A 23454-nucleotide genomic window follows, 5' to 3' on the forward strand; every position below is an offset into this window, starting at 1 on the left:
CGAACGGTCCCCCACCGCTGGCCTCCGGCATCCGGCGCGCCGAAGCTGGCCCCATGGACGCCGCGCCCCGTGCCGGTCTGCCGCCCTTCGAGGACCGGACCGATTTCGAGAACGCCGACCGCGGCTTCGTCGCCGCCCTGGTGCCCGGGGTCGTCACGGACGGGGACGGGCGGGTGGTGTGGGACGGGGACGCGTACGGCTTCCTCGACGGGGACTGTCCCGACACCGCGCATCCCGGCCTGTGGCGGCAGTCGCAGCTGTGCGCGCGTCAGGGGCTGTACGAGGTCACCGAGGGCGTGTACCAGGTGCGCGGGCTCGACCTGGCCAACATGACCCTGGTCGAGGGCCGGGACGGCGTGCTCGTCGTCGATCCGCTGATCTCCGCCGAGTGCGCGGCGGCCGCCCTCGCCCTGTATCGGCACCACCGCGGACAGCGGCCCGTCACCGGGCTCGTCTACACCCACTGCCACGTCGACCACTTCGGGGGCGCCCGGGGGGTCCTGCCGCTCGAGGAGGAGACGGGGGTACCGGTGCTCGCGCCCGTCGGGTTCCTGGAACACGCGGTCAGCGAGAACGTGTTCGCGGGGCCCGCGATGGCCCGCCGCGCCGCCTTCATGCACGGCACCCGGCTGCCGAAGGCGCCCGACGGGCACATCGGCACGGGCCTCGGCATGACGCTGTCCACCGGCACGGTCACCCTGATCCCGCCGACCCTCGACATCACGCACACCGGGCAGCGGGAGACCGTCGACGGGGTGCCGATCGTGTTCCAGCTGACCCCGGACACCGAGGCACCGGCCGAGATGAACTTCCTCTTCCCGGAGCGGCGCGCGCTGTGCCTGGCCGAGAACGTCACGCACACCCTGCACAACATCCTGACCCCGCGGGGCGCCCCGGTGCGCGACGCCCGCGCGTGGTCCCGCCACCTCGACGAGGCCATCGACCTCTTCGGGGACGCCTACGACGTGGCCTTCGCCTCGCACCACTGGCCGACCTGGGGACACGAGAACGTGGTCGGGCTGCTGGCCGAGCAGCGGGACCTGTACGCGTATCTGCACGACCAGACGCTGCGGCTGCTCAACAGCGGTCTGACGGCCGCGGAGATCGCCGAGGAGCTACGGCTGCCGCCCGCACTGGAGGGCGCCTGGCACGCACGCGGCTACTACGGATCCCTGAACCACAACGTCAAGGCCGTCAGCCAGCGCTACCTGGGCTGGTACGACGGCAACCCCGCGCATCTGTGGGAGCATCCGCCGACCGACCTCGCCCGGCGGTACGTGGAGGTCGCGGGCGGCCCGGAGGCGATGCGTGCGGCGGCCCGCCGCTACGCCGACTCCGGTGACCTGCGCTTCGCCGCGACCCTGCTCAACCACCTCGTCTTCGCCGACCCGGCCGACGAGGAGGCGAAGGAGCTGCTGGCGGGCGTGTACGTGCGGCTCGGGCACGGGGCCGAGAACGGGCCCTGGCGCAACATGTATCTGACCGGCGCGCTGGAACTGCGCGAGGGAGCGGGCAGCGCGCGCATCGTCGGCGACACGGCCGGCATGACGTCGGCGCTCACGGTGAGCATGCTGCTCGACGCCATCGCGGTCCGTATCGACGGGCCGCGCGCGGCGAAGGAGCCACGGCTGGTCATCGATCTGATCGTGATCGACGAGCAGCGCCGGCACCGCCTCAATCTGGAACACGGCGCCCTCACGCACCGCAGCCTGCCGCTGCACCGCACACCGAAGCCGCACGCGGGCCTGACCCTCACCCTGACCCGACCCGAACTGCTGGGCCTGCTCACGGGCAGCGGCCTCGCGGGCATCGAGACACAGGGCGACCGGGGGCTGCTGAAGCGGTTGTTCTCGTATGTGACGCGGCCGGATCAGGAGTTCGCGATCGTTACGCCGTGAGGCGCCCCCCGGTGGCTGCGGTCGGAGCGGGTGCGCAGCGGAATTCAGAGCGGCGGCTGCGCCGGGGCCGGGCCCAGGGTCGTGGTGCCCGGGGCGGTGCGGTGGCCGAGGCCCGTGCGGTAGGCGTCCAGGGCCGCTTCCACCCGGCCGGTGCGCCGCAGCAGATCGCCCAGCAGCCGGCACAGGTCCGCCAGGTCGCCCGCCGCGCCCGCCCGCTCCAGCAGGCTGAGCGCCCGTACGTAGTGCTCCTCCGCGGTCTCCGTGTCGCGGGCGTCCTCCGCGATGATGCCGAGCAGGCGGTGTGCGGCGGCCGAGTGCACGGCACCCCGCTCGGGGCCGATGTCGCCGAGGACGCCGCGCAGCAGCTCCGCGGCCTCCTCGGACCTCCCGCGCCGGTGCAGCACGTCCGCCAGCTCCACCGCGACCTGGCTGCTGTACAGGGCGGCCCGCTGCTCGGCGAGCATGGCGAGCGCCTCGCGCAACTCGGCTTCCGCTCGCCTCAGTTCGCCGTTCTGGGCGTAGAGATAACCGCGCATCCAGTGGCAGTTGGCCAGCTCGGTGCGGATCTGCAGCTGCCGGTACAGCTCGGCCGCCTTGGCGAGGCTGGCGTCCGCCTCGGCGACGCGGCCCTCCGCGAGAAGCGTGCGGGCGACCGACCGGTGCATCCGGGCCACCAGCGCGGGGTCCTGCACCTGCGGCGCGAGCGCCAGCGCGAACTCGGCGGCCTGGGCCGCCCGGGCCTGTGCGCCCATGTCCATGTAGGGGCCGATGGCGCTCGCGTAGAGCAGCAGCAGGGCGTCCGGATCGTGCAGTCCGGAGCGGTTCAGCTCGTCGAGGGTGGACTCCAGCAGATAGCAGGCGTACCGGAGTTCACCGGCGAGGTAGTGGGCGACGGCGCGTCCGCGCAGTGCCGGTACCCGGTTCGGCAGCGGTGTGCCGGCCAGCGATGTCTCGGCCCTCTCGAAGTACCGCCGGCCCGTCTCGAGATCGCCCCGCTCCAGCGCGCACTCGCCGAGCCCGAGCAGCGCGGCGGCCTGTTCGGCGTCCAGCCCGTGCGCCTCGGCCTCGGCCAGCAGCACGCCGTACTGCTCGGCGGCGACCTCGGCCTCCCCGGTGGCCAGGGTGCGCCGGGCGTCGGTCAGCCGGAGCCGCAGCGAGGTGGCGAGATGGGCGGGGCGGCCGGTCACCAGTTCCTCGTAGGCGACGCCGAGCCGCTCGGCGATGTGCCGCAGCGCCTCGTCGGAGGGGCGGACCCGGCCGGCCTCCAGGGTGGAGATGTAAGCGGGCGTGTAAGCGGGTTCGGCCAACTGGCGCTGCGTCATTCCCTGTTCGCGCCGGAGCCGCTGCACCCTGCGACCGATGGTCTCCGGGTCGTCCCGCTTCACCATGCGATCAATCATGCCAGTAAGCGCAGTTGAGGCGGCCCTTTTTCTGACTTCCCGTCAACAGCCGGGCACTTCCGTCGGCCCCTCCGACCCCCTAGGTTGTGATGCACGTTAAACGTGCTTAATCCGCCGCTGTCATTGCGAGGTCGGTTGCCGTGCCCGGACACTCCTCCGTGCTCCACGGACGCCCTTCCGTACTCCGCGGACGCATACGCGCACGCCATGTCAGAGGATTCGGCGCGGCCGTCGTCGCCGTGGCCGCCCTGGTCACCGCGGCCAACGCGGGCCCGGCACGGGCCGCGCAGCCGGAGCCGGCCCGGCACGTCCGGCACAGCGCCCCGCAGCAGGAGGGACCCGTCCGGTAGGCCAGGTCCGGGCCGCCCGTCGGCGCCCGGCCCGCCCGCCGCATACCCTGAGCTCCGTGACTACTCCCGCCGCACGCACCGCGCTGGACCTCACCGCCGACCTCCCCGTGCCCGAGCTGGAGGACTGCTACCGGGATCTGCACCGCCATCCCGAACTGTCCCGGCACGAACACCGGACCGCGGGGCTGCTCGCGGAGCGGCTGCGCACGGCCGGGTACGAGACCACCGAGGGCGTCGGCGGCACCGGGGTCGTCGGGGTGCTGCGCAACGGCGACGGGCCCACCGTCCTGCTGCGCGCCGACATGGACGCGCTGCCGGTCGCCGAGGAGACGGGCCTGCCCTACGCCTCCGAGGCACCCGGCGTGATGCACGCCTGCGGGCACGATCTGCATGTCACCTGGCTGGCCGGCGCGGCCGGGGCGCTGGCCGCCGGGCGTGACGCGTGGTCGGGCACGCTGCTGGTCATGGGCCAGCCCGCCGAGGAGACCGGCGAGGGCGCGCAGGCGATGCTCGCCGACGGGCTCTACGAGCGTTTCCCGCGCCCCGATGTGCTGCTCGCCCAGCACGCGGCCCCGGGTCCGGCCGGGTTGTACGCGCACCGCCCGGGTCTGATCCTGTCCGCCTCGACGGACGTCGACATCGTCGTGCACGGCCGGGGCGGCCACGGCTCCCGCCCGGAGTCGACCGTGGACCCCGTGGTGACGGCCGCGTATCTCGTCACCCGGCTGCAGACCGTCGTCAGCCGGGAGATCGCGGCACGCGACTCCGCGGTGCTGACGGTGGGCCGGATCGAGGCGGGCACCCTGCACAACATCATTCCGTCCGAGGCGCGCATCGCGCTGAATCTGCGCACACAGTCGGCCGAGGTGCGCGACCGCATGGTCGCCGCGATCCGACGCATCGCGGCGGGCGAGTGCCTGGCCGCGGGCTGCCCGCGCGAGCCCGAGGTGACCGTCGGCCCCGACTTCCCCGTCACGGTCAACGACGCCGCGACCGACGGCCGGGTGGCCGCCGTGCACGGGGAGGTGTTCGGCGCGGCCACGGTCTTCGACCCGGGCCCGGCGATGGGCAGCGAGGACTTTCCGCGTCTGGCGGTGGACGCGATCCCGTACGCGTACTGGTTCGTGACGAGCACCCCGGCGGACGTCTGGGAGGCGGCGGAGGGCGCGGACCTCATGGAGAAGTTCGCGGCGGTCCCGAGCAACCACAGCCCCCGCTTCGCACCCGACCTGTCCACCGTCGTGCCCGGTGTCCGCACGCTGGTGTCGGGGGCCCTGGCGTATCTGCCGGTCGCCTGACTCGGCCGGGCCGGCGAGCGGCGGGGACGTGCCCCGTGCTCTCACGGCTGGGTCTGCAGCCCGGCCTCCAGTCGGCGAAGGCGCCGATGGACATGGTCCAGGGCTCCTTCGCGGCGTCCCGGGACCCGTTTGCGCAACTCGGCGAGTCCCGGGCCCAGTTCGCGCGCCCGGCCCGTGTCGCGCAGTCGGCCCCACTGGTGGTGGGCGCGGTCGACGGCCGCCTCCACCGCCGGGTCCTCGGGCCTCTGGCCGGCCGAGAGGCGGGCGGTGGCGACCGCGAGCCAGGTCTCACAGCTGCGGCCGGGGTCGCCCGCGAGCATCGCGAGGTCGGCACGGACCTCCATCCAGTGCAGCACCTCATCGGAACCGGCCCCGTGCTCCCGCAGCGCGGTCTGCTCCCACCGCGCGGCGAGCGCCTCCGCCTCCGCGTGCCTGCCGTCCTGCACGGCGGCCGCGAGCGCGGTGTGGGGATCCGGGTCCGGGTGCGACGGGACGGGGACCGGGAGCGACAGGACGGCGGCGTCGGGCGCACCGGGGCCGCCGGCCTGCGGGGGGACGGTAGGCGCACCGGTGGTCGTGGGCGGGGCGACGGCCTGGAGCCGGACGGCGGGCGGGGACGTCCGGGGGGCGGGCGGGAGCCCGGCTCCGCGGGGGATGTCGGTGGGCTGTCCGGGGGGCGGGGACTGCGCGGGGGCCGGGGCCGCGGACTGCTCGGGGTACGCGGAGGACGGGGACTGCGCGGGGTTCGCGGAGGACGCGGAGGACGCGGACTGCGCGGGGAGCTCGGGGTACGCGAGGTGCGCGAGGTGCGCGGCCTGCGTCGGGTGTTCGGGGGGCGTGGCGGGCGCGGGGTGGCCGGAGTGCGGGGTGTACCCCGCAGGCGGGGTGTGCCACGAACCGTACGGGGCCGGGGAGTTCACGACCGGACCCAGGACGACGTCCCGTTCCGCGCCCGCCGGTGCCCGCGTCTCGGCGAGCGACCGGGTGAGGGCCTCGTGGTGCAGGGTCGTCGGGTCCGGGCGGTGGCCGCTGCGCAGGATCGTCGCCACGGCCTTCATGTAGGTCGGCGCGGCCAGCGCACGGCGCGGGGGCGGCGGGGCGACCCGGCCGTGGAGAAGAACGGACCGGCCGCAGTCCAGGGGCCGGGTGCGCAGATACCGCCAGGTCTCCGCGTCGGCGTGCAGATCCGCGAACACCGTCGTCAGCCCGGGCGGCCGCAGCCGCAGCTCCTCCCGGAGCCAGTGCCAGGGAAAGGCCGTGTAGCGCACGGTCGACGAGGTCGTCCGGGCGAGCGCCAGATGGGGCAGGTGCTCACGGCGGTCGAGCTGGAGCTGACCGACGAGGAACACCGTCAGCGGGCCGGGCACGGCCGCCGCGGCCCGCAGCCGGGTGAGGACCGCCTGCGGCTCCAGCGGGTCGGCGAGTTCGACCACGTTCGCCGTGTCCGTGCCGGACAGCACGGGCGGGGCGACGGCCGCGAGCACCGGGAGCACGGAGGCCGCGTCCACCAGGCACCCCTTGCCCGCGGGTGAGGCCGCCAGCAGCAGCACGGTTCCGGGCATCGTTCCCTCCCCGATCGATCACGTACGTCAGCACGGTAACGGCTGCGCCTGCAAAGCTGCGACGGAGGAACGACAATCGCCCGTCCATGGCCCGGGTTGTCCGGCAGGGGGGTGAGCGGAGGCTCACATACCGCCGGGCGTGCGCGGTCGCCGTAGCGCGAAGATCGTCGTGTCGTCGTCGAGGCGGCCCCCGCAGTGCCGCAGCGTGCCGTCGCGGACCAGGCGCACCAGGCGGCCGGGCTCGGCGGCACGCGGGTCCTCGGCCACCGCGCGGGCCACTCGGTCGCGCAGCGGGAAGAAGCATCCGGTCGTGTCACGGGCCTCGGACACCCCGTCCGTGACCAGCAGCAGCGTCTCGCCGGGGGCGAGGGGGACGCGCAGCGGGCAGGACGGCCGGCCGCCGTCCAGGTCGCCGAGGCCCAGCGGCAGCCGTCCGCCGGACGGCAGGGACCGCACCCCGCCGGGCGTGACCACCAACGCCGGCTCGTGCCCGAAGTTGATGAACTCGACATGCGCGGGGTCGTCCGGGGGGAAGCCGAAGAGCACAGCGGTCGCGAAGCGGTCGTCCTCGTCCCGGCCGATGGCCGCACCGTAACGGATGTGCCGCCGCATCCGGACCTCCAGCCGGTCGGCGACCGTGCCGAGCAGCGGCTCGTGGTAGGCCGCCTCGCGGAAGGTGCCGAGCAGTGCCGCCGCGACCGCGACCGCGCCGAGGCCCTTGCCCTGGACGTCACCGAGCAGCACCCGGGTGCCCCGGGGGCCGGGCTGGATGTCGTAGAAGTCGCCGCCGACGCGGGCGAGGCTGTCGGCGGCGAGGTAGACCGCCGCGTGGTCCAGGCCGCCCCAGCCGGGCGGCAGCGGGCGCAGCACCGCGCGCCGGGTGGTCTCCACGATGTCCTGCATGTGCAGCATGCGCCGCTCGCCGCGCAGCCGCACCGCGCAGGCCAGCACGGCCAGCAGCCCGCCGAGGACGACGAGGATGAAATCGGGCAGTCCGGTGCGGTACTGGTGCGGCCAGGCGCGGTCCTCCAGTTCGTACGTGACGACGGCGAGGACCGCGACAGTGATCGTGCCCCACAGCCCGCAGATCGCGGCCGCGATGCCGGGCACCAGCACCACCCAGGAGATGGTGCGGAAGGTGCCGGCGGTGAACCAGTCGAGCATGGCGATGGCGACGAGCATGACGAGCGGCGGAATCCAGGCGACGGTGCGCCCGCGCACGCGCAGCAGTTGCGACCGACCGTGCGCCAGGGGGTCGGCCCCCGAGGACCGCGGCAGCCGCGCACGGAGGAGTCCGATCGAGCCGGCGGGGGCGGAGACGTCCGGGAGCGAGCCCCCGGGATTCCCCTGCGGGGGCGACGGACCGTCCCCGGAGGCCGGCGTACCGTCGCGGGATGGTCGCCTGGGGGGCACCGGCACCGCCCTTCCGCCCGGTCAGTACGCGACCGAGATGCGGGCACGCGGGTGCGCGCCCTGCTCCAGTTCGTCGACGAACGCGACCGCGTAGTCCTCGGCGCTGATCCGGCTCACGCCCTGCTCGTCGGTGAGCAGCTGGTCGCCGTCCACCCGGAAACGGCCCGTACGGTCGCCGGGCGCGATCTCGGCGGCGGGCGAGACATACGTCCAGTCCAGGTCGTCGAGGGTGCGGAAGTACTCCAGGGCCGCGCGGTGGGCGAGCGCCTCGGGCCGGACCGCCTCGGGGAAGTCGGGCTGGTCGCAGAGTTCCTCGCCGGGGGCCACCTCCAGACTGCCCGCGCCGCCGACCACGACCAACCGCCGCACCCCGGCCTCCCGCAGGCCCCGCACCAGGGCGCGGTTCACCGCGAGGAACGGTTCCACGGGATCCGAACCGTCCCGCGGCGGTGCGCACGCGCTGGCCACCGCGTCCGCCGCGCCCACCAGGAACGTCACCTTCGACGGGTCCGAGGCGTCCGCCGCCGCGGCGGTCACGCCCGGCACGGGCGACTGGCCGGAGCGGCTCACGGCCATGACCCGGTGCCCGCGCTGCGTCACCTCCGCGGCGATCCGGCGGCCCACCATGCCCGTGGCGCCGAACAGCACGATCCTCATGAGCCCCAGCGAAACACGGCCCGGAGGCCCGCGCATCCCGACTTGCCCGGCGCGCGGGCCAGGTGTGCCCTGGAGTACGGGGGCGAGGGGACACGAGGAGACACCTGGAGGAAGGAGTGCTCCCATGACTCACGCGACACCCGCGTCCGGGGCCTCGCGCACACCTGTCACCGCACCCCGCGGGCCGGTCACGCGGTACCGGCCGCCGGACATCTTCGACCACCGCGTCCATCTGACGGGACGGGTGGCGGTGCCCGTCGTCCTCGGGCTCCTCTACGGCTACTGGGCCGCCGCCAACCGCCGGGCCGCCGGGCCCATCACCGGCTGGAACATCCTGTTCGGCTTCGTGTGCGCGATCGTGTTCGCGGTGCTGTGCGCGGGGCTGTTCACGATGGCGCGCCGGCTGCGGCGCGAACTGCACGCGGTGCTGTGGGCGGCGTTCGCCGGCATCGCGTTCGGCTTCCTGTACAGCCAGACCGGCCAGAGCGTGCTGCTCGCGACGGGCCTCTCGCTGGCGGTCGCCGTGGCCTTCTTCGCGTTCAACTTCTACCGCTACTACACGCACGAGGACGCGACGGGCCACAAAGTCCGCTGACGACCACGGCTGCGCCTCCCGCCCGGTGAGCCGGGGGCCGACCGGCCTCCGGCCCACCGGTTCCCGTCCGCCCGCGCACGGACGCCGCTCCATCAGGCGCACGAGACCCCGTGTACCGCTCCATCAGGCGCACGAGACCCCGTGTACCGCTCCATCAGGCGCACGAGACCCCGGTGTGTGGTGGCCCCGCCGGGCGCCGGGGCCTCATGCGTCTCCCTCACTCACCCGTCACCCGGAGCGATATCCACTCCCGGGCGCCGGTCGAGGAGCCCTGTGAACAGGAGAGGAGACGGCGGGCCGACGCACAGGCTTCTCCCCGGTCGGTTGCCGTCCGTTCCTCTCCCCACCCACCAGATAACACCCGTTCGGGCGAACCCTCCACCGGAGAGTGCGCGGACCGTACGGCGCACGACCGTCCGCCGGTCGCCCATCGGATTGTAATATCCACCCATTTGCAGGCATATCACTCGCAAGGAGCGCGCAGACACGGTTCGCTGGTGACGTGTCCCGACGTGTCCGGAGCCCTCTCTCCGTCGTGCTGGTCAGCCTCGCGTGCCTGCTCGTGCCGCTCGGCGTCCTCGCCGTGTGGGCGAAGTACGGCGTCGAGGACAGCGCCCGCTACGCCGCCACCACCGCCCCGCTCGCCTCCGACGCCGAGGTGCAGGACGCCATCGCCAGCGCCGTCACCGACGGCATCATGCGCGAGGTGCACGTCGGCGCGCCCCTGCAGGGGTCCGTGCACGCCTTCGTCCATGACGCGGTCCGCTCGTTCACCGGCACCGAGGCCTTCCGCTCCGCCTGGGACACCGCGAACCTGAGCGCCCATGACGCAGTGATGCGCGCCCTGCGCGAGGACGACGACCATCCCGTCACCCTCGACCTGGCCCCCGCCACCGAGCGGATGAAACGGCAACTCGTCGACGAGCACGTCCCGTTCGCGGGCCGCATCCCGATCTCGCACACGGAGATCACCCTGCTGCAGTCGAAGGACCTGACGAAGTTCCGGAAGGGGTTCCACGTGCTCGAAGTCGCCGGTTTCTGGCTTCCCCTCGCCTCGGCCTGCTTCGCCCTGTCCGGCATCCTCCTGTCCGTATCGCGCCGCCGCGCCGTGCTCGCGACCGGGCTCGGCACGGCCCTGGGTGCCGGGCTGCTCGCCGTGGCGATCGCGGTGGGCCGCCGGATGACACTGGCGGACCTTCCGCCGGGCGTCTCGCACCCGGCGGCCGGCGCGGTCTACGACGCCCTCACCGAGACCCTCCGGCTGGTCTCCTGGGTGCTGATGGGCGTCGGTCTCGCGGTCGCCCTGGGCGCCTGGCTCACGGGCCTGTACGTGCGACGTCGGCGAGGATCCGCAGCGCCCGCGCCAGTTCCGGCGGAGGAGCCGACGCAAGTGAGAGCCTGACGCGGTCCGCCGCGGCGTCCTGCGCCCCGCGCCCGGCGGCCGCGAAGGCGGGCCCCGGCGTCACCGCGATGCCCCGCTCGGCCGCGACCGCCGTGAACGCCTCCGCACGCCAGGGCCGGGGCAGCCGCCACCACACGAAGTACGCCCGCGGGTCGGCCCGTACGGCGAAACCGTCGAGCTGCTCGGCGACCAGCCGCTGCCGCGCCGCCGCGTCCGCCCGTTTGGCCGCCACCAGCCGCGCCACGACGCCGTCCTCGATCCACCTCACCGAGGCCTCCAGCGCGAACCGCCCCGCCGTCCAGCCGCCCGACCGCAGCGCTCCGGCCGTCCTGTCGCCGCGTCCCTCGGGCACCACGAGGAACCCGACGGTGAGCCCGGGCGCGACCCGCAGGGACAGTCCGTCGACGACATAGGTGCGTTCCGGTGCGTACGCGGCGAGCGGTGCGCCACCCTCCGCCCCGCACAGGAACGACCAGACGCGGTCCTCGACGACGGGCAGCCGTAACGCGCGGGCGGCGGCGGCCAGTTGGCGTCGGCGCTCCTGCCCCGCCGTCACCGAGGTCGGATGGTGCAGCGTCGGCTGCACACAGAGCGCGGACAGGGGAGTGGCGCGGTGCGCGGAGGCCAGGGCGTCGGGGCGCAGCCCCTGCTCGTCCGTGGCGAGCGGGACCAGGACGATACCGAGACGCGCCGCGACCTCCTTGACCAGCGGATACGTCAGCCACTCCACCCCGACCCGGCCCCCGGGCCGCACCAGGGCGGCGAGGGTGCCCGCGAGGGCCTGCCGGGCACTGCCCGCGAACAGCACCCGGTCCGGGGCGGGCTGCCAGCCGGCGGTGGCGAGGAGCCCCGCGGCCGCCGCCCGGGCGGCGGGCGTACCCGCGGGAGCCGCCGAGCGGGTCGCCTCCGCGAGGATGTCGGGCCGCAGCAGCGGTGCGATCCCGGCCGCGAGCAGCTCCGACTGACCCGGCACGGCAGGGTGGTCGAGTTCCAGGTCGACGGACGCCCGGGGCGCCGCTTCGGCGGGGGCGCGGCCCGAGGGCGCAGGCGAGGCCCGTACGAAAGTGCCCCGCCCGACCTCGCCCACCACGAGGCCGCGCCGCACGAGTTCGCCGTACACCCGCCCCGCGGTGGACGCCGCGATACCGCGCCGACGTGCGAACTGCCGCTGTGGCGGGAGCCGTTGTCCCGGTTTCAGCCGTCCCTCGCTGATGTCCGCGGCTATCCGGTCGGCGATGCTCCGGTAGTCCCCCACCATCCCTCCAAGGATTGCACCCTGAGTAACGATCTTATTGCGCCAGGGAGTCGGTGGTCCGGAGATCAATGATCTTGCCCATGGCCGGCCTCCCCGCCCACGACGGCCGAGGCGTCGAGGCTGCCGACCGCCCCGGCCCACGGCCGTCCCTCCCCGGCGTACGAAGCGGCTCCGCGAGGTCCTCGCATCCGGGTTCCCCGTACCCGCCGGGCCATCGCCCCCGATCGTGCGGCCACCCGTTCGGCCTACATCACCCTGCGCTCCACCGCCGCCCGGGTGAACCTGCGGATGAAGGTCCCGAGGTCCCGAGGAGGCGGCCCCCAATGGTCCAGCACACCGCACGCACCCCCACCCAGCACGCGAAGCACACGGCCCTGGCCACCGGCGGCATGGCGTTCGCCGGCGTCCTGATGATGGTCAGCGGCATCATCGGCGTGCTGAACGGCGTCGCGGGCATCGCCACGAACGACGTCTACGCCCGCGTCGGCAACTATGTGTACGGGTTCAGCCTCACCACCTGGGGCTGGATCCACGTGGTCATAGGCGCCCTCATCGCGATCACGGGCTGGGGCGTGCTCCAGGGCCGGGACTGGGCGCGCGCGGTCGGCGTGGGCCTGGCGGCTCTGTACATGGTCGAATACTTCATGTTCCTGCCGTACGCACCGGTCTGGTCGGTCCTCGCCATCGCCATCGGAGCCTTCGTGATCTGGTCCCTCGTCACGGCGGGCCGCGCGGAACGGCCGCCGCAGTCCCCCGGGGGCACCCACGACACCCTGTGACGGCCGCACGAACACCCCTTCCCCTACGGCGCCCTCTATGAGGAATCCCCCCGGCTGAGGGAGGATTCGGGCATCCAGCCCATCGAGGGGAAGGCAGCCGGCCCATGGAGACTGCGATCCTGGAGCCGACCGGCCCGGTCCCCACCCGGCCGCGGTCCCGGAGACGGACCGCGGCCGCCTGGTGCGCCGGAGCGCTGCTCGCCGGGGTCGGTGCCGTCGTCGGCTGCCGCGCCGCCGGCACCGACGCCGTCACCCCGGTGCCCCAGCTTCTCGCCTTCCTGCCCTGGCTGTTCGTCCCCGCCGTACTCGCCCTGCTGCTCGTCCTGCTCGCCCGGCTGCGTACCGGCCTGGTCGCGGCGGTCCTCGTGCTCGCCGCCCTCGCCTGGTTCACCGAGCCGCACGGCGGGGCCTGGGAGCCCTCCGGCCCCGCGCTCACCACGTTCCGGGTGCTGACCTCCAACGTGGAGTTCGGCCGTGGCACCGCCTCCCTGGTGCCCGCCGTCCGCCGCGAGCGTCCCGACGTCGTGTTCGTCGAGGAGTGCGAGTACCACTGCTCCGCCGCCCTGGAGCGCGCCTTCGGCGGCACGGGCGGCGACTACCCCTACCGGCGGGCCGTCGACGGCGCCGGCTCCGACGGATCGGTCATCCTCAGCCGGTTCCCGCTGACGGCCGCGCCCGGCGTGCCCGGCACCATGGGCATGCCCGGGGCCGTCGCCGACGTCCACGGCCGGCCCGTACGCCTCCAGCTCGCCCACCCCATGCCCCCGCTCCCGGGGCAGCTGTCCGTCTGGCGCCGTGAACTGGGGGAGCTGCGCGCCTACGCGGCGGCCGGCCACGACGCCCCCACGATCCTCGCCGGGGACTTCAACGCCTCCCAGGACCACGCCGCCTTCCGCCGCATCCTCGACACCGGTCTGCGCGACGGCGCCCGGCTCTCCGGCGACGCCCGTACGCCCTCCTGGCCCACGTGGACCGCCCGGCCGTTCGGCGCCCAGATCGACCATGTCCTGGTCTCCCGGGACTTCTCGGTGCGCTCCGCGCACTTCCTGTCCATCGCGGACACCGACCACCGCGCCCTGGTCGTGGACGTCACCCTCCACGGGCAGACGCGGACACGCTGACCCCCGCCCGGAGGCTCAGGGCTCCCCTCCCGCCTTCGGGACTCAGTCGAACAAATGGCAATTCCGCACGGACCTCACCGGCCCGCCGGACAGCGTCCTGGAACCGCTGCGGCAGGAGGTGGCGGCGGCCCGGGCGATCGCGTCGCCGCACTGAGGACCGGGGGACGCCGCCGCATCGCGCGCCGCCGCCCCCGCCCGCGTCCTCCGAATCCCCTGGGCAGCTGCCCGTCAGACGCCGATGTCGCAGCCGTCCGCCCGCCACACCGCGACCACGGCGGGGCGGACGATCCTGCCGGGGCCGTCGGGCCAGGTGCCGGCCGGCTTCTCGACGGTCGCGCCGTCGATCTCTCCCGGGTGCTGCACGGCCACGAGCACCCGCCGGTCCTGGACGATCGGACCGCAGGTCTCGGCGCCGGTGGGCACGGTCAGGAACTGCTTCAGCTCACCCCGCCGGTCGCCGCGCGTGGCGACGCCGAACAGGCCGTCGTGAGAACCGAGCTGGTTGCCGTCGGTGGAGATCCACAGGTTGCCGTGCGGGTCGAAGGCCACGTTGTCCGGACAGGAGACGGGGCTGACCCGGTCCTTGGGGTACCCGGCGAAGTACGTGGACGGGTCGGCGGGGTCACCGGCGACGAGGAAGAGCGACCAGGCGAACGTGGTGCTCTCGGGCCGGTTGTGCCGCTCGGTGAGCTCAAGGATGTGCCCGTGCTTGTTCGCGTTGCGCGGGTTGGCCTCGTCGGCCGGCGCGCTGCCCGCCTTGCCGCGGTTGGTGTTGTTGGTGAGGACGACGTACACCTTGCCGGTGTGCGGGGAGGGCTGGATGTCCTCGGGCCGGTCCATCTTGGTGGCCCCCGCCTTGTCGCCCGCCAGCCGGGTGAAAACGAAGACCTCCTCGGCGGTCATGCCCTCGACGTGCGAGACGGCGCCGTGCGCGGTCGCGGTGGCCAGCGGGATCCAGACCCCGGAACCGTCGAACTCGCCGTCGCCGGGAAGCCTGCCGCTGCCGTCGACGTCGGAGGCCGGGGAGTCGCCGGTGAGCCTGGCGACGTACAGCGTCCCCTCGTCGAGGAGCGAGAGGTTGTGCTCGCGCACGGCCCGGGAGCTCCCGTGCCGCATGCGCTTGCTGCCGACGAACTTGTAGAAGTAGTCGAACCGTTCGTCGTCGCCGGAGTAGACGACCGGCCGCCCGTCCTCGGTGAGCCTGACCGTGGCGGCCTCGTGCTTGAAGCGGCCGAGCGCGGTGCGCTTGCGGGGCGTGGAGACCGGGTCGTACGGGTCGAACTCGACGACGTAGCCGAAGCGGTGGACCTCGTTGGGCTCCTGGGTGAGGTCGAAGCGGCGGTCGAACCGTTCCCACTTGCGCTCGGTGGCGCCCGTGCCGATGCCGTACCGCTGGTCGGTGGCGCGGGAGCCGTTCGCGAAGTACTGGTTGAAGTTCTCCTCGCCGTGCAGCGTGGTGCCCCACGGGGTGGTGCCGCCCGAGCAGTTGTTGAGGGTGCCGAGGACCTTGTGGCCGGTCGGGTCGGCGGAGGTCCTCAGCAGCTCCGAACCGGCGGCGGGCCCGGTGAGACGGAACTCGCTGGTGGCGGTGACACGTCGGTTGAGGGGGTGGCGGGGCACGGCGGTCAGCCGCCCCGTGCTGTGGTCCTCCTCGACGACGACGGCGGCCAGGCCGTGCGCGGCCCAGGCCACCTCGACCTGCTGCCGGGTCGGGTTCGCGGGGTCGTACCCGCGGAACATGATCACCTCGTCGGTGTACTCGTGGTTGGCGACGAGGAGCTGCCGGTGGCGCTCGCCGGGCAGCGGGAGAAGCGCGAGGAAGTCGTTGTTGTACCCGAACTGCCCGGCCTGGGCGGCGGCGGTCTGGTTCTCGGGGTCGAAGGCGGGCGCGCCGCGCAGGATGGGGTCGCCCCAGCGGATGACGACGTTCTGACGGTAGCCGTCGGGGACGGTGACGGTGTCGTCGGTGTTGGGGGCGACCGGCGTGAAGCGCAGGCCCCGGGCGGCGTGGGTGCGGGCGGGGGACGCGGTGGGAGTGGCGGCCCGGGCCTCCGGCGCGGCGGCCGAGACGGCGGCCGTAGCGGTAGCGGTGGCCACGGTCACGACGGCAGCGGCGCGGAGGGCGGCACGGCGGCTGAGGGCACCGGCGATGACATCACCGACGTACTCGTTGGAGCTGGTGTTGGGGACCTCGTGGAAGCAGGCGTCGCCACACCGGTAACGGCAGGTCAGGGCGGACCGACCGGCGGGATGCGAACCGGACGGCGTTCCGATCAGCGGCAGCAGATTGCGCACTTTACTCTCCCCGTATGATCCCTTGGTGTGGCCGTGACCTTAGGGGCAGGGGGGTGCGGATGCGGGGCGACCGGGTGAACGGTCGGCGAACCAAGGGAATCCGTACGGCGTTTGGAGCACGGGGAGAGGCGCGCGGAGAAGGCGGGGTCCTGCGGGGTCGGTAACGGCGAGATAGCGGTATTGACAACGGCGCTTCCGATGGCCGGACCCTGCCCAAGATCGGCACCTTCGGCGGCTAACCTTACGTGTCCGTCCTGGCCAGGGATTGACGGGCATCAACTCACGCGAAGGGTTGCGCACATGGGCATTCTCACTCTCCTGCGGAACGCGTTCGGCCGCTCACGCAAGGGTCGCACCGCTGAGGGGGAGCCCTCGCGGGAGACGACCACGACCGCGGAGACGGCACCTGCCTCCGCGGTCCTCACCGAGGCTCCGGCATCGGCGGAGGTCCCGGCCCAGTCGACGGGCCCGGACGACGAACACGAGCTGGTGTCGGCGGCGTTCGACAACGTGACGGTACCGAGGCAGGCGACTCCGCAGGAGGCGTCCGCGAACACGACGACCACGAAACCGACGGCGGAGCAGAAGCCGGAGCCGACGGCTACGGCGGAGCCCGAGCCGGAACCGGAGGCCGAGGAGCGGCCGGAACCGGTCGCGGAGGACAAGCCGGAACCCCAGGCCGAGGAGCGGCCGGAACCGGAGGTCGCGGCAGACCCCGAGCCGGTCGCGGAAGAGACGACCGAACCGGAAGCCACCGAGGCCGAGCCGACGGCGGAGAAGGAGTCCGAGCCGGAGGTCGTGGTGGAGCCCGGGAGCGAGGCTGCCGCCGAGGCGACCACCGAGACCGCCGAGCCGGAAGCTGCCGCGGAACCCGAGCCCGCCGTAGAGGCGGAACCGGAGGCCACCCCGGAGCCGGAGGCTGCGGAGCCCGAGGCCGAGGCGGCCGCCGAGGTCACGCCGGAGGCGCAGCCGACGGTCACGGCCCCCGGACCCGAGGCCACGCAGGAACCGGAGCCCGAGCCGGAGCCGGTCGCCGAAGCGACCCCCGAGCCCACGTCCGAGCCCGCCGCCGAAACCACCCCCGAGCCCCAGGCCGAGGCCGAGACCGAGACCGAACAGCCGGAACCGGTCGCCGAAGCCACCCCCGAGGCCGAGCCCGAGGCCAAGGACTCCGAGCCGGTGGCCCCCGCCCCCGAGCCGGTCGCCGCCGCCGAGGAAGCCCCGATCGAGCCGTCCGCCCCCGCCGACGGCGAAGCCGAGACCACCCCGGACGCCGAAGCCGACGCCGACGCCGAAGTCGAAGTCGAAGTCGAAGCCGACACCAACGCCGACACCGACACCGACGCCGACGCGGACGCGAAGCCCGCCCTCACCCCCGCCGAGGTCAAGTCCCACGCCCCCGGTCTCACCACCGCCTACAAGGCCGCCGCAACCGTTCTCGACAAGCACGGCCTCGCCGGTACCCGGGCCAAGGTCTACCTCGTGCTGGACCGCTCCGCCTCCATGCGCCCGTACTACAAGGACGGCTCCGCCCAGGCCCTGGGCGAGCAGGCCCTCGCGCTCGCCGCGCACCTCGACCCCGAGGCCACGGTGCACGTCGTCTTCTTCTCCACCGAACTGGACGGCACCGGCGAGCTGACCCTCGCCGAGCACGAGAACAAGATCGACGACCTCCACGCGGGCCTCGGCCGTATGGGCCGTACGAGCTACCACGCAGCGGTGGAGGCCGTCACCGGCCACCACGACAAGTCCGCGGACCCCGCCCTGCCCGCCCTGGTGATCTTCCAGACGGACGGCGCTCCGGACGCGAAGACCCCCGCCACCCAGTCGCTCGCGGACGCCGCGAAGAGCCACCCCGCCCTCTTCTTCTCCTTCGTCGCCTTCGGCGACCCGGAGAACAAGGCCTTCGACTACCTCCGCAAGCTGAAGTCGGACAACACGGCCCACTTCCTGGCCGGCGAGACCCCGCGCGAGCTGACGGACACGGAGGTCTACGAGGGCATCCTGGCGAACTGGCGCCCGTAGGGACCGCGGGGTCACAGGAGCCCCGGAAGACCGCTCGAAGGACGCCGCGCGCTTCTCACCCCGTAAAACGGGAAGCGGGCGGCGTACCCATGTCGGCTACGATTTCAAGGTTCGTAGACGATGACAGACGGCCCGAAAACCGCCGATCGTCACCCCACGTAGCGACTTGGGAGCAGCCCGCGATGGCTCGACACCTCATCACCAGCGCCCTTCCGTACATCAACGGGATCAAGCACCTGGGCAACATGGTGGGGTCCATGCTCCCGGCTGACGTGTACTCCCGCTACATGCGCCAGCGCGGCCACGACGTGCTCTTCATCTGCGCGACGGACGAGCACGGCACCCCCGCCGAGCTGGCGGCCAAGGAGCTGGGCCTGCCGGTCGACGAGTTCTGCGCCCAGGCCCACGAGGCGCAGAAGGCGGTGTACGACGGCTTCAACCTGGCCTTCGACTACTTCGGCCGCAGCTCGTCCCCGCAGAACCGCGAGATCACGCAGGAGATCGCCCGCGAGCTCAAGGCGAACGGGTTCATCGAGGAGCGGGCCATCCGCCAGGTGTACTCGAACGCCGACGGCCGCTTCCTGCCCGACCGGTACATCATCGGCACCTGCCCGCACTGCGGCTACGACAAGGCCCGCGGCGACCAGTGCGAGAACTGCACCCGTGTCCTCGACCCCACGGACCTGATCGACCCGCGCTCCGCCATCAGCGGCAGCAGCGATCTCGAGGTCCGCGAGACCAAGCACCTCTTCCTCCTCCAGTCGGCGCTGGCCGGTGAGGTCGAGGCCTGGGTCGACGAGCGTGCCGACAACTGGCCGGTGCTGGCCTCCTCGATCGCCCGCAAGTGGCTCACCGAGGGGCTGCACGACCGGGCGATCACCCGTGACCTGGACTGGGGCGTCCCGGTTCCGGCCTACACCTGGCCCGAGCTGGCCGCCGAGGGCAAGGTCTTCTACGTCTGGTTCGACGCCCCGATCGAGTACATCGGCGCGACGAAGGAATGGTCGGACCAGGACCCGGAGAACCGGGACTGGCGTTCGTGGTGGTGGGAGTCGGAGGACGACGTCCACTACACGCAGTTCATGGGCAAGGACAACGTGCCCTTCCACAGCGTGATGTTCCCGGCCACCCAGCTGGGCACCCGCTCGCCGTGGAAGATGGTCGACGTCATCAAGGCCTTCAACTGGCTCAACTACTACGGCGGCAAGTTCTCCACCTCGCAGAAGCGCGGTGTCTTCACGCACGACGCGCTGGAGATCCTGCCCGCCGACTACTGGCGCTACTTCATGATGGCGAACGCCCCGGAGTCGGACGACACGTCCTTCACCTGGGAGCACTTCACGGCCACGGTGAACAAGGACCTCGCGGACACGCTGGGCAACTTCGTCAACCGGGTGCTGTCCTTCTCCCGCAAGCGCTTCGGTGACGCGGTCCCGGAGGGCGGCGAGCCGGGCGAGGCCGAGGTGCGGCTCGGCGAGGAGATCGCACGTCTCCTCGCGGAGTACGAGGAGCACATGGAGGCCATCCAGTTCCGCAAGGCGGCGGCCTCACTGCGCGCCCTGTGGTCGGCCGGCAACTCCTACCTGGAGGAGAAGGCCCCCTGGCTGGAGATCAAGACCAACAAGGAGGGCGCGGCCCTCACCCTGCGCACGGCGATGAACCTGATCCACCTGTACGCGGTGGTCTCGGAGCCGTTCATCCCGACGTCCTCCGCGACCATGCGCGCGGCCTTCGACCTGAAGGACGACACGGCCGTGTGGGTGACGCAGGAGGAGGCGAAGGCCCTGGCCGCCGTCCCGGTCGGCACGCCCTTCACGGTTCCCCCGGTGCTGTTCGCGAAGCTCACGGACGAGGACCTGGCCGCGTACAAGGAGCGTTTCGGCGGCGAGACCGAGTAGCACCGCCGGTATCCGTCACGGGCCCGGGAAGCGTTCGGCTTCCCGGGCCCCCGGGCTTTCATCGGGTGATGGAGGCGCGCCCCACTACAGATCCTCCAGCGCCCCGACAGCGGCGACGGTCGCCCCGCTCCTCGGGCACGTCCAGACCGCCTCCCCCCGCACCACGCTCGCGGTCAGCGGATGGGTGCCCGGGTGGGCCGGGCAGTGCGGCCAGACCGCCGGGGCGCCCTCGGCCCACAGGGCCTCGACCGCCCAGTCCTGCACATGGTCCGCGAGGCGCGCCAGACGCTCCGCCGGGGTGTCATCGGGCCATCCGGGCACCCCTTGCCCGCTGCCGTCCGGCGCGTAGAGCATCAGCCCGTGCTCGGCGTCCTCCCGCACCTCGGGCAGCACGGCCCGGTGCGCACGCAGATCGCGTATCACCACGGCCAGCGCCTCGGCGAGTTCCTCGTCCCTCATCCACCCGTCCCTCGTCGTCATCGGGCCCCCTCGGGAAGAGCCCGGAACCGCGCGGGCGGTTCCGGGCCCTGGGTACCGGGGTCAGCGCGGTGCGGGTGTCAGCGAGGCGCCGGCGGCCTCAGCTCGCGCTCGCCGACGGCGGCGCGGACGGCCCCGGCCCACCCGTTCCGTCGTGGGTCTCGTCCGGGGCCACCCCCAGCGTCAGCCGCGCCCGCACGCCCTTCGCGATGTGCCTCCGGTCGTACGAGAGGTACAGCAGGCCGCCCGCATGCCCGTTCTGCGGATAGATCGTGTCCTCGGTGAGGGTCGTGCGCGTCGTCGTGTTGGCGGAGTACGGCGCCACCTCCGCCGACGCGAGCACCGACTTCTCGTCGAAGAACAACTGACCCGTGTGACAGGCGTGGCCTCCCTCGTAGCCGGCGTCCGTCCAGGTGCCGTCCACATGGACCTTCACATGGACGTGGACACAGCGGCCCCGGTACCAGCCGGGGAAGACGGTCCTGAAGGTGACGTAGCCGTGTCTGTCCGTCCTCCAGGTGCCCCGCAGATAGCGCGTGCTGTCCGTGGGGTCCTGGTGGCCGCCGCCTCCGCCGGGGCCGCCCGAGGGGGGTGCGCCCGTGGGGGTCCCGGTCGGCGCGTCCGTGGGCGCGCCGCCACCGCCGCCGTTGCCCATCGACTGGTAGCCGGAGTAGACGCCCAGTGCCGAGCAGTGCCAGATGTCGACGGCCGCGTCGCGGAGGGGCCGGCAGGTCTCCGCGTCGATCACCTTGAGCTTCAGGAACAGGGGGATGCCCTCCTGGTCCTCGGTGATGTCCTGGCGGACCTTGTCCGCGTCGATGTAGTACGGGCCTTCGACCAGCTCCGAGGTGAGCGTGTAGCACGTCTCCGGGGCCGCGGTCCCCGTGCTCGACGCGCCCGGTGCCGGGGAGGCGGTGCCGTCCTGAGCCGAGGCGTTCGCCGTCAGGGCGGCGCCCAGGCCCATCGCGGCCACCGTCGCGCCGCCGGCCATCATCAGCCCACGGCGTGTCAACGTGCTCTGCTCCTGGGGTTGTCGGGCTTCTTCCATGGGTTCGGGGGTCTCAGTCATGAGCGAGGACACTATGAACTGGACCTGTCAAATCCATGGGAAGGGGCTGTGGTTCCCGGGATTCATGCAGAGGTGGCTCGGAACCGACCATCGGTTCCGAGCCACCTCTGCGGTACGGCGCTCACCGCACCGCCTCACTCAGCCGCCCCTTGGGGGTGCTCCGTGGGGCTGTTACTTCGGCTGCGGCTTGCGCACCGACAGGTGCAGCTCCCTCAGCCGCGCCTCCTCCAGCTCCGTCGGCGCGCCCATCATCAGGTCCTGGGCGTTGCCGTTGAGCGGGAAGGCGATGGTCTCGCGGATGTTCGGCTCGTCGGCCAGCAGCATCACGATGCGGTCGACGCCGGGGGCGATGCCGCCGTGCGGCGGGGCGCCGAAGCGGAAGGCGCGGAGCATGCCCGCGAACTTCTCCTCCACGGTCTCGCGGTCGTAGCCCGCGATCTCGAACGCCTTGAGCATGATCTCCGGCTCGTGGTTCCGGATCGCGCCGGAGGACAGCTCGACACCGTTGCAGACGATGTCGTACTGCCAGCCCAGGATGTCCAGCGGGTCCTGGGTCTGAAGGGCCTCCAGGCCGCCCTGAGGCATGGAGAAGGGGTTGTGCGAGAAGTCGATCGCGCCGGTCTCCTCGTCCTTCTCGTACATCGGGAAGTCGACGATCCAGCAGAAGCGGAAGACGCCCTCCTCGAAGTGGCCGGCCCGCTTGGCGGCCTCCACCCGCACCGCGCCCATGATCTTCGAGACCTCGTCGAACTCGCCCGCGCCGAAGAAGACCGCATGGCCGGGGGCCAGCTGGAGTCGCTTCGTCAGCTCCGCGACGTTCTCCTCCGTCAGGAACTTCGCGATCGGGCCCGTCAGCGAGCCGTCCTCGCCGACCCGCACCCAGGCCAGGCCCTTCGCGCCCTGCTCCACCGCGTACTCGCCGAGCTGGTCGAAGAACTTGCGGGGCTGCGCCGAGACGTCCGGCACCGGCAGCGCGCGCACGTGCTTGCCCGCGAAGGCCTTGAACTCCGAGCCCTCGAAGATGTCGGTGATGTCGACCAGCTCCAGCTTGGCGCGCAGGTCCGGCTTGTCGGAGCCGTACTTCAGCATCGCCTCGCGGAACGGGATCCGCGGGAAGGGGGAGGTGACATGACGGCCACCGCCGAACTCCTCGAAGATCTCCGTCATCAGCTTCTCGATCGGCTGGAAGACGTCCTCCTGCTCGACGAAGCTCATCTCGACGTCGAGCTGGTAGAACTCGCCCGGCGAACGGTCCGCACGGGCGTCCTCGTCACGGAAGCAGGGCGCGATCTGGAAGTACCGGTCGAAGCCGGAGATCATCAGCAGCTGCTTGAACTGCTGCGGGGCCTGCGGCAGCGCGTAGAACTTGCCCGGGTTCAGACGGGAGGGGACGACGAAGTCGCGGGCGCCCTCCGGGGAGGTGGCGCTGAGGATCGGGGTCGCCATCTCGTTGAAGCCCATCGCCGCCATCTTGTGGCGGATGGACGAGATCACCGACGTACGCAGCAGGATGTTGCGGTGCATGCGCTCGCGGCGCAGGTCGAGGAAGCGGTACTCCAGGCGCCGCTCCTCGTTCACCCCGTCCTCGGCGTTGATCGTGAAAGGGAGCGGGGCGGCCGCGCCGAGCAGCTCGACCTCGCCCACCTCGATCTCGATCTCGCCCGTCGGCAGATCGGGGTTCACGTTCTCCGCGCCGCGGGAGACGACCTTGCCGTCGACGCGGACGGTCGACTCCTTGGAGACCTTGTCCAGCGCCTCGTAGGCGGGCGTGCCCGGGCGGGCGACGAGCTGCGTGATGCCGTAGTGGTCGCGCAGATCGATGAAGAGGATGCCGCCCAGGTCGCGCCGATTGTGCAGCCAGCCGCTCAGCCGGACGTCGCTGCCGACGTCAGAGGCGCGGAGCTCGCCGCAGGTGTGGGACCTGTACCGATGCATCGTCGTTCATCCAGTCTTCGCGGGT

At 72.8% G+C, this 23454-nt stretch carries 18 protein-coding genes; 9 read left to right on the forward strand and 9 right to left on the reverse strand.

What is annotated here, in order from left to right; all coding sequences use genetic code 11:
* The first annotated feature begins 53 nt into the window (after positions 1 to 53).
* Positions 54 to 1898 (forward strand): alkyl/aryl-sulfatase, encoded by a 1845-nt coding sequence (locus ACFY2Z_RS12375; RefSeq protein ID WP_390744128.1) that lies wholly within the window; start codon positions 54 to 56, stop codon positions 1896 to 1898.
* Positions 1899 to 1942: 44 nt separating this feature from the next.
* Here ACFY2Z_RS12375 and ACFY2Z_RS12380 read toward each other — a convergent pair whose 3' ends face one another.
* Positions 1943 to 3286, reverse strand: coding sequence for a helix-turn-helix domain-containing protein (locus tag ACFY2Z_RS12380; RefSeq protein WP_390744337.1), 1344 nt, complete (start codon positions 3284 to 3286; stop codon positions 1943 to 1945).
* 152 nt (positions 3287 to 3438) lie between these two features.
* Here ACFY2Z_RS12380 and ACFY2Z_RS12385 point away from each other — a divergent pair, with 152 nt between their 5' ends.
* Positions 3439 to 3648, forward strand: coding sequence for a hypothetical protein (locus ACFY2Z_RS12385; protein WP_390744349.1), 210 nt, complete (start codon positions 3439 to 3441; stop codon positions 3646 to 3648).
* Between the two features lie 56 nt (positions 3649 to 3704).
* Positions 3705 to 4946: an amidohydrolase gene (locus ACFY2Z_RS12390; protein ID WP_390744129.1), complete on the forward strand. Its 1242-nt coding sequence runs from the start codon at positions 3705 to 3707 to the stop codon at positions 4944 to 4946.
* 41 nt (positions 4947 to 4987) lie between these two features.
* Here the strand turns inward: ACFY2Z_RS12390 and ACFY2Z_RS12395 are convergent, their stop codons facing one another.
* The 3 genes from ACFY2Z_RS12395 to ACFY2Z_RS12405 all read right to left on the reverse strand — a co-directional run bounded on the left by ACFY2Z_RS12395 (position 4988) and on the right by ACFY2Z_RS12405 (position 8578).
* The gene (locus ACFY2Z_RS12395) at positions 4988 to 6508 is read right to left on the reverse strand and encodes a hypothetical protein (protein WP_390744130.1); all 1521 of its coding nucleotides are present in this window, start codon (positions 6506 to 6508) and stop codon (positions 4988 to 4990) included.
* 123 nt (positions 6509 to 6631) lie between these two features.
* Complete coding sequence (locus tag ACFY2Z_RS12400) at positions 6632 to 7729, reverse strand: PP2C family protein-serine/threonine phosphatase (protein WP_390744131.1); 1098 nt, start codon at positions 7727 to 7729, stop codon at positions 6632 to 6634.
* 213 nt (positions 7730 to 7942) lie between these two features.
* The gene (locus ACFY2Z_RS12405) at positions 7943 to 8578 is read right to left on the reverse strand and encodes an NAD(P)-dependent oxidoreductase (protein ID WP_390744132.1); all 636 of its coding nucleotides are present in this window, start codon (positions 8576 to 8578) and stop codon (positions 7943 to 7945) included.
* Positions 8579 to 8702: 124 nt separating this feature from the next.
* Here ACFY2Z_RS12405 and ACFY2Z_RS12410 point away from each other — a divergent pair, with 124 nt between their 5' ends.
* Both ACFY2Z_RS12410 and ACFY2Z_RS12415 read left to right on the forward strand, forming a co-directional pair.
* Positions 8703 to 9173 (forward strand): hypothetical protein, encoded by a 471-nt coding sequence (locus ACFY2Z_RS12410; protein WP_390744133.1) that lies wholly within the window; start codon positions 8703 to 8705, stop codon positions 9171 to 9173.
* 502 nt (positions 9174 to 9675) lie between these two features.
* On the forward strand, positions 9676 to 10575 hold the full coding sequence (locus tag ACFY2Z_RS12415; RefSeq protein WP_390744134.1) for a hypothetical protein: 900 nt from the start codon (positions 9676 to 9678) through the stop codon (positions 10573 to 10575).
* Here the strand turns inward: ACFY2Z_RS12415 and ACFY2Z_RS12420 are convergent.
* Positions 10490 to 11830, reverse strand: coding sequence for a PLP-dependent aminotransferase family protein (locus ACFY2Z_RS12420; protein WP_390744338.1), 1341 nt, complete (start codon positions 11828 to 11830; stop codon positions 10490 to 10492). The genes ACFY2Z_RS12415 and ACFY2Z_RS12420 overlap by 86 nt on opposite strands.
* Before the next feature lie 323 nt (positions 11831 to 12153).
* On the opposite strand from ACFY2Z_RS12420, the gene ACFY2Z_RS12425 reads away from it, so the two are divergent.
* Positions 12154 to 12609: a hypothetical protein gene (locus tag ACFY2Z_RS12425; protein ID WP_390744135.1), complete on the forward strand. Its 456-nt coding sequence runs from the start codon at positions 12154 to 12156 to the stop codon at positions 12607 to 12609.
* A 104-nt stretch (positions 12610 to 12713) separates the two neighbouring features.
* On the forward strand, positions 12714 to 13730 hold the full coding sequence (locus ACFY2Z_RS12430) for an endonuclease/exonuclease/phosphatase family protein (protein ID WP_390744136.1): 1017 nt from the start codon (positions 12714 to 12716) through the stop codon (positions 13728 to 13730).
* Positions 13731 to 13958: 228 nt separating this feature from the next.
* Here ACFY2Z_RS12430 and ACFY2Z_RS12435 read toward each other — a convergent pair whose 3' ends face one another.
* Positions 13959 to 16025 carry a PhoX family protein gene (locus ACFY2Z_RS12435; protein ID WP_390744137.1) on the reverse strand — a complete coding sequence of 689 codons (2067 nt, stop codon included), beginning with the start codon at positions 16023 to 16025 and terminating at the stop codon, positions 13959 to 13961.
* Between the two features lie 300 nt (positions 16026 to 16325).
* Between ACFY2Z_RS12435 and ACFY2Z_RS12440 the strand changes: the two genes are divergently transcribed.
* Positions 16326 to 18050, forward strand: coding sequence for a VWA domain-containing protein (locus ACFY2Z_RS12440; protein WP_390744138.1), 1725 nt, complete (start codon positions 16326 to 16328; stop codon positions 18048 to 18050).
* 182 nt (positions 18051 to 18232) lie between these two features.
* Entirely contained in the window at positions 18233 to 19948 is a 1716-nt protein-coding gene (metG, locus tag ACFY2Z_RS12445; RefSeq protein ID WP_390744139.1) for a methionine--tRNA ligase, read from the forward strand.
* A gap of 84 nt (positions 19949 to 20032) precedes the next feature.
* On the opposite strand, the gene ACFY2Z_RS12450 is transcribed toward metG, so the two are convergent.
* From ACFY2Z_RS12450 to aspS, 3 genes are all read right to left on the reverse strand, one after another.
* Positions 20033 to 20428: a hypothetical protein gene (locus ACFY2Z_RS12450; RefSeq protein WP_390744140.1), complete on the reverse strand. Its 396-nt coding sequence runs from the start codon at positions 20426 to 20428 to the stop codon at positions 20033 to 20035.
* 97 nt (positions 20429 to 20525) lie between these two features.
* Positions 20526 to 21494, reverse strand: coding sequence for a dioxygenase (locus tag ACFY2Z_RS12455; protein ID WP_390744141.1), 969 nt, complete (start codon positions 21492 to 21494; stop codon positions 20526 to 20528).
* A 171-nt stretch (positions 21495 to 21665) separates the two neighbouring features.
* Complete coding sequence (gene aspS / locus ACFY2Z_RS12460; RefSeq protein ID WP_390744142.1) at positions 21666 to 23429, reverse strand: aspartate--tRNA ligase; 1764 nt, start codon at positions 23427 to 23429, stop codon at positions 21666 to 21668.
* Positions 23430 to 23454: the final 25 nt, after the last annotated feature.

Origin of the sequence: Streptomyces sp. NPDC001222 (assembly GCF_042896945.1) — a bacterium.
GTDB classification, from domain to species: Bacteria; Actinomycetota; Actinomycetes; order Streptomycetales; family Streptomycetaceae; genus Streptomyces; species Streptomyces gibsoniae.

Coding starts and splice junctions, on each gene's coding strand:
- metG (WP_390744139.1), top strand. CDS start 18,233: ATGGCTCGACACCTCATCACCAGCGCCCTTCCGTACATCAACGGGATC.
- ACFY2Z_RS12450 (WP_390744140.1), bottom strand. CDS start 20,428: ATGACGACGAGGGACGGGTGGATGAGGGACGAGGAACTCGCCGAGGCG.
- aspS (WP_390744142.1), bottom strand. CDS start 23,429: ATGCATCGGTACAGGTCCCACACCTGCGGCGAGCTCCGCGCCTCTGAC.
- ACFY2Z_RS12395 (WP_390744130.1), bottom strand. CDS start 6,508: ATGCCCGGAACCGTGCTGCTGCTGGCGGCCTCACCCGCGGGCAAGGGG.
- ACFY2Z_RS12410 (WP_390744133.1), top strand. CDS start 8,703: ATGACTCACGCGACACCCGCGTCCGGGGCCTCGCGCACACCTGTCACC.
- ACFY2Z_RS12405 (WP_390744132.1), bottom strand. CDS start 8,578: ATGAGGATCGTGCTGTTCGGCGCCACGGGCATGGTGGGCCGCCGGATC.
- ACFY2Z_RS12455 (WP_390744141.1), bottom strand. CDS start 21,494: ATGACTGAGACCCCCGAACCCATGGAAGAAGCCCGACAACCCCAGGAG.
- ACFY2Z_RS12425 (WP_390744135.1), top strand. CDS start 12,154: ATGGTCCAGCACACCGCACGCACCCCCACCCAGCACGCGAAGCACACG.
- ACFY2Z_RS12375 (WP_390744128.1), top strand. CDS start 54: ATGGACGCCGCGCCCCGTGCCGGTCTGCCGCCCTTCGAGGACCGGACC.
- ACFY2Z_RS12440 (WP_390744138.1), top strand. CDS start 16,326: ATGGGCATTCTCACTCTCCTGCGGAACGCGTTCGGCCGCTCACGCAAG.
- ACFY2Z_RS12430 (WP_390744136.1), top strand. CDS start 12,714: ATGGAGACTGCGATCCTGGAGCCGACCGGCCCGGTCCCCACCCGGCCG.
- ACFY2Z_RS12380 (WP_390744337.1), bottom strand. CDS start 3,286: ATGGTGAAGCGGGACGACCCGGAGACCATCGGTCGCAGGGTGCAGCGG.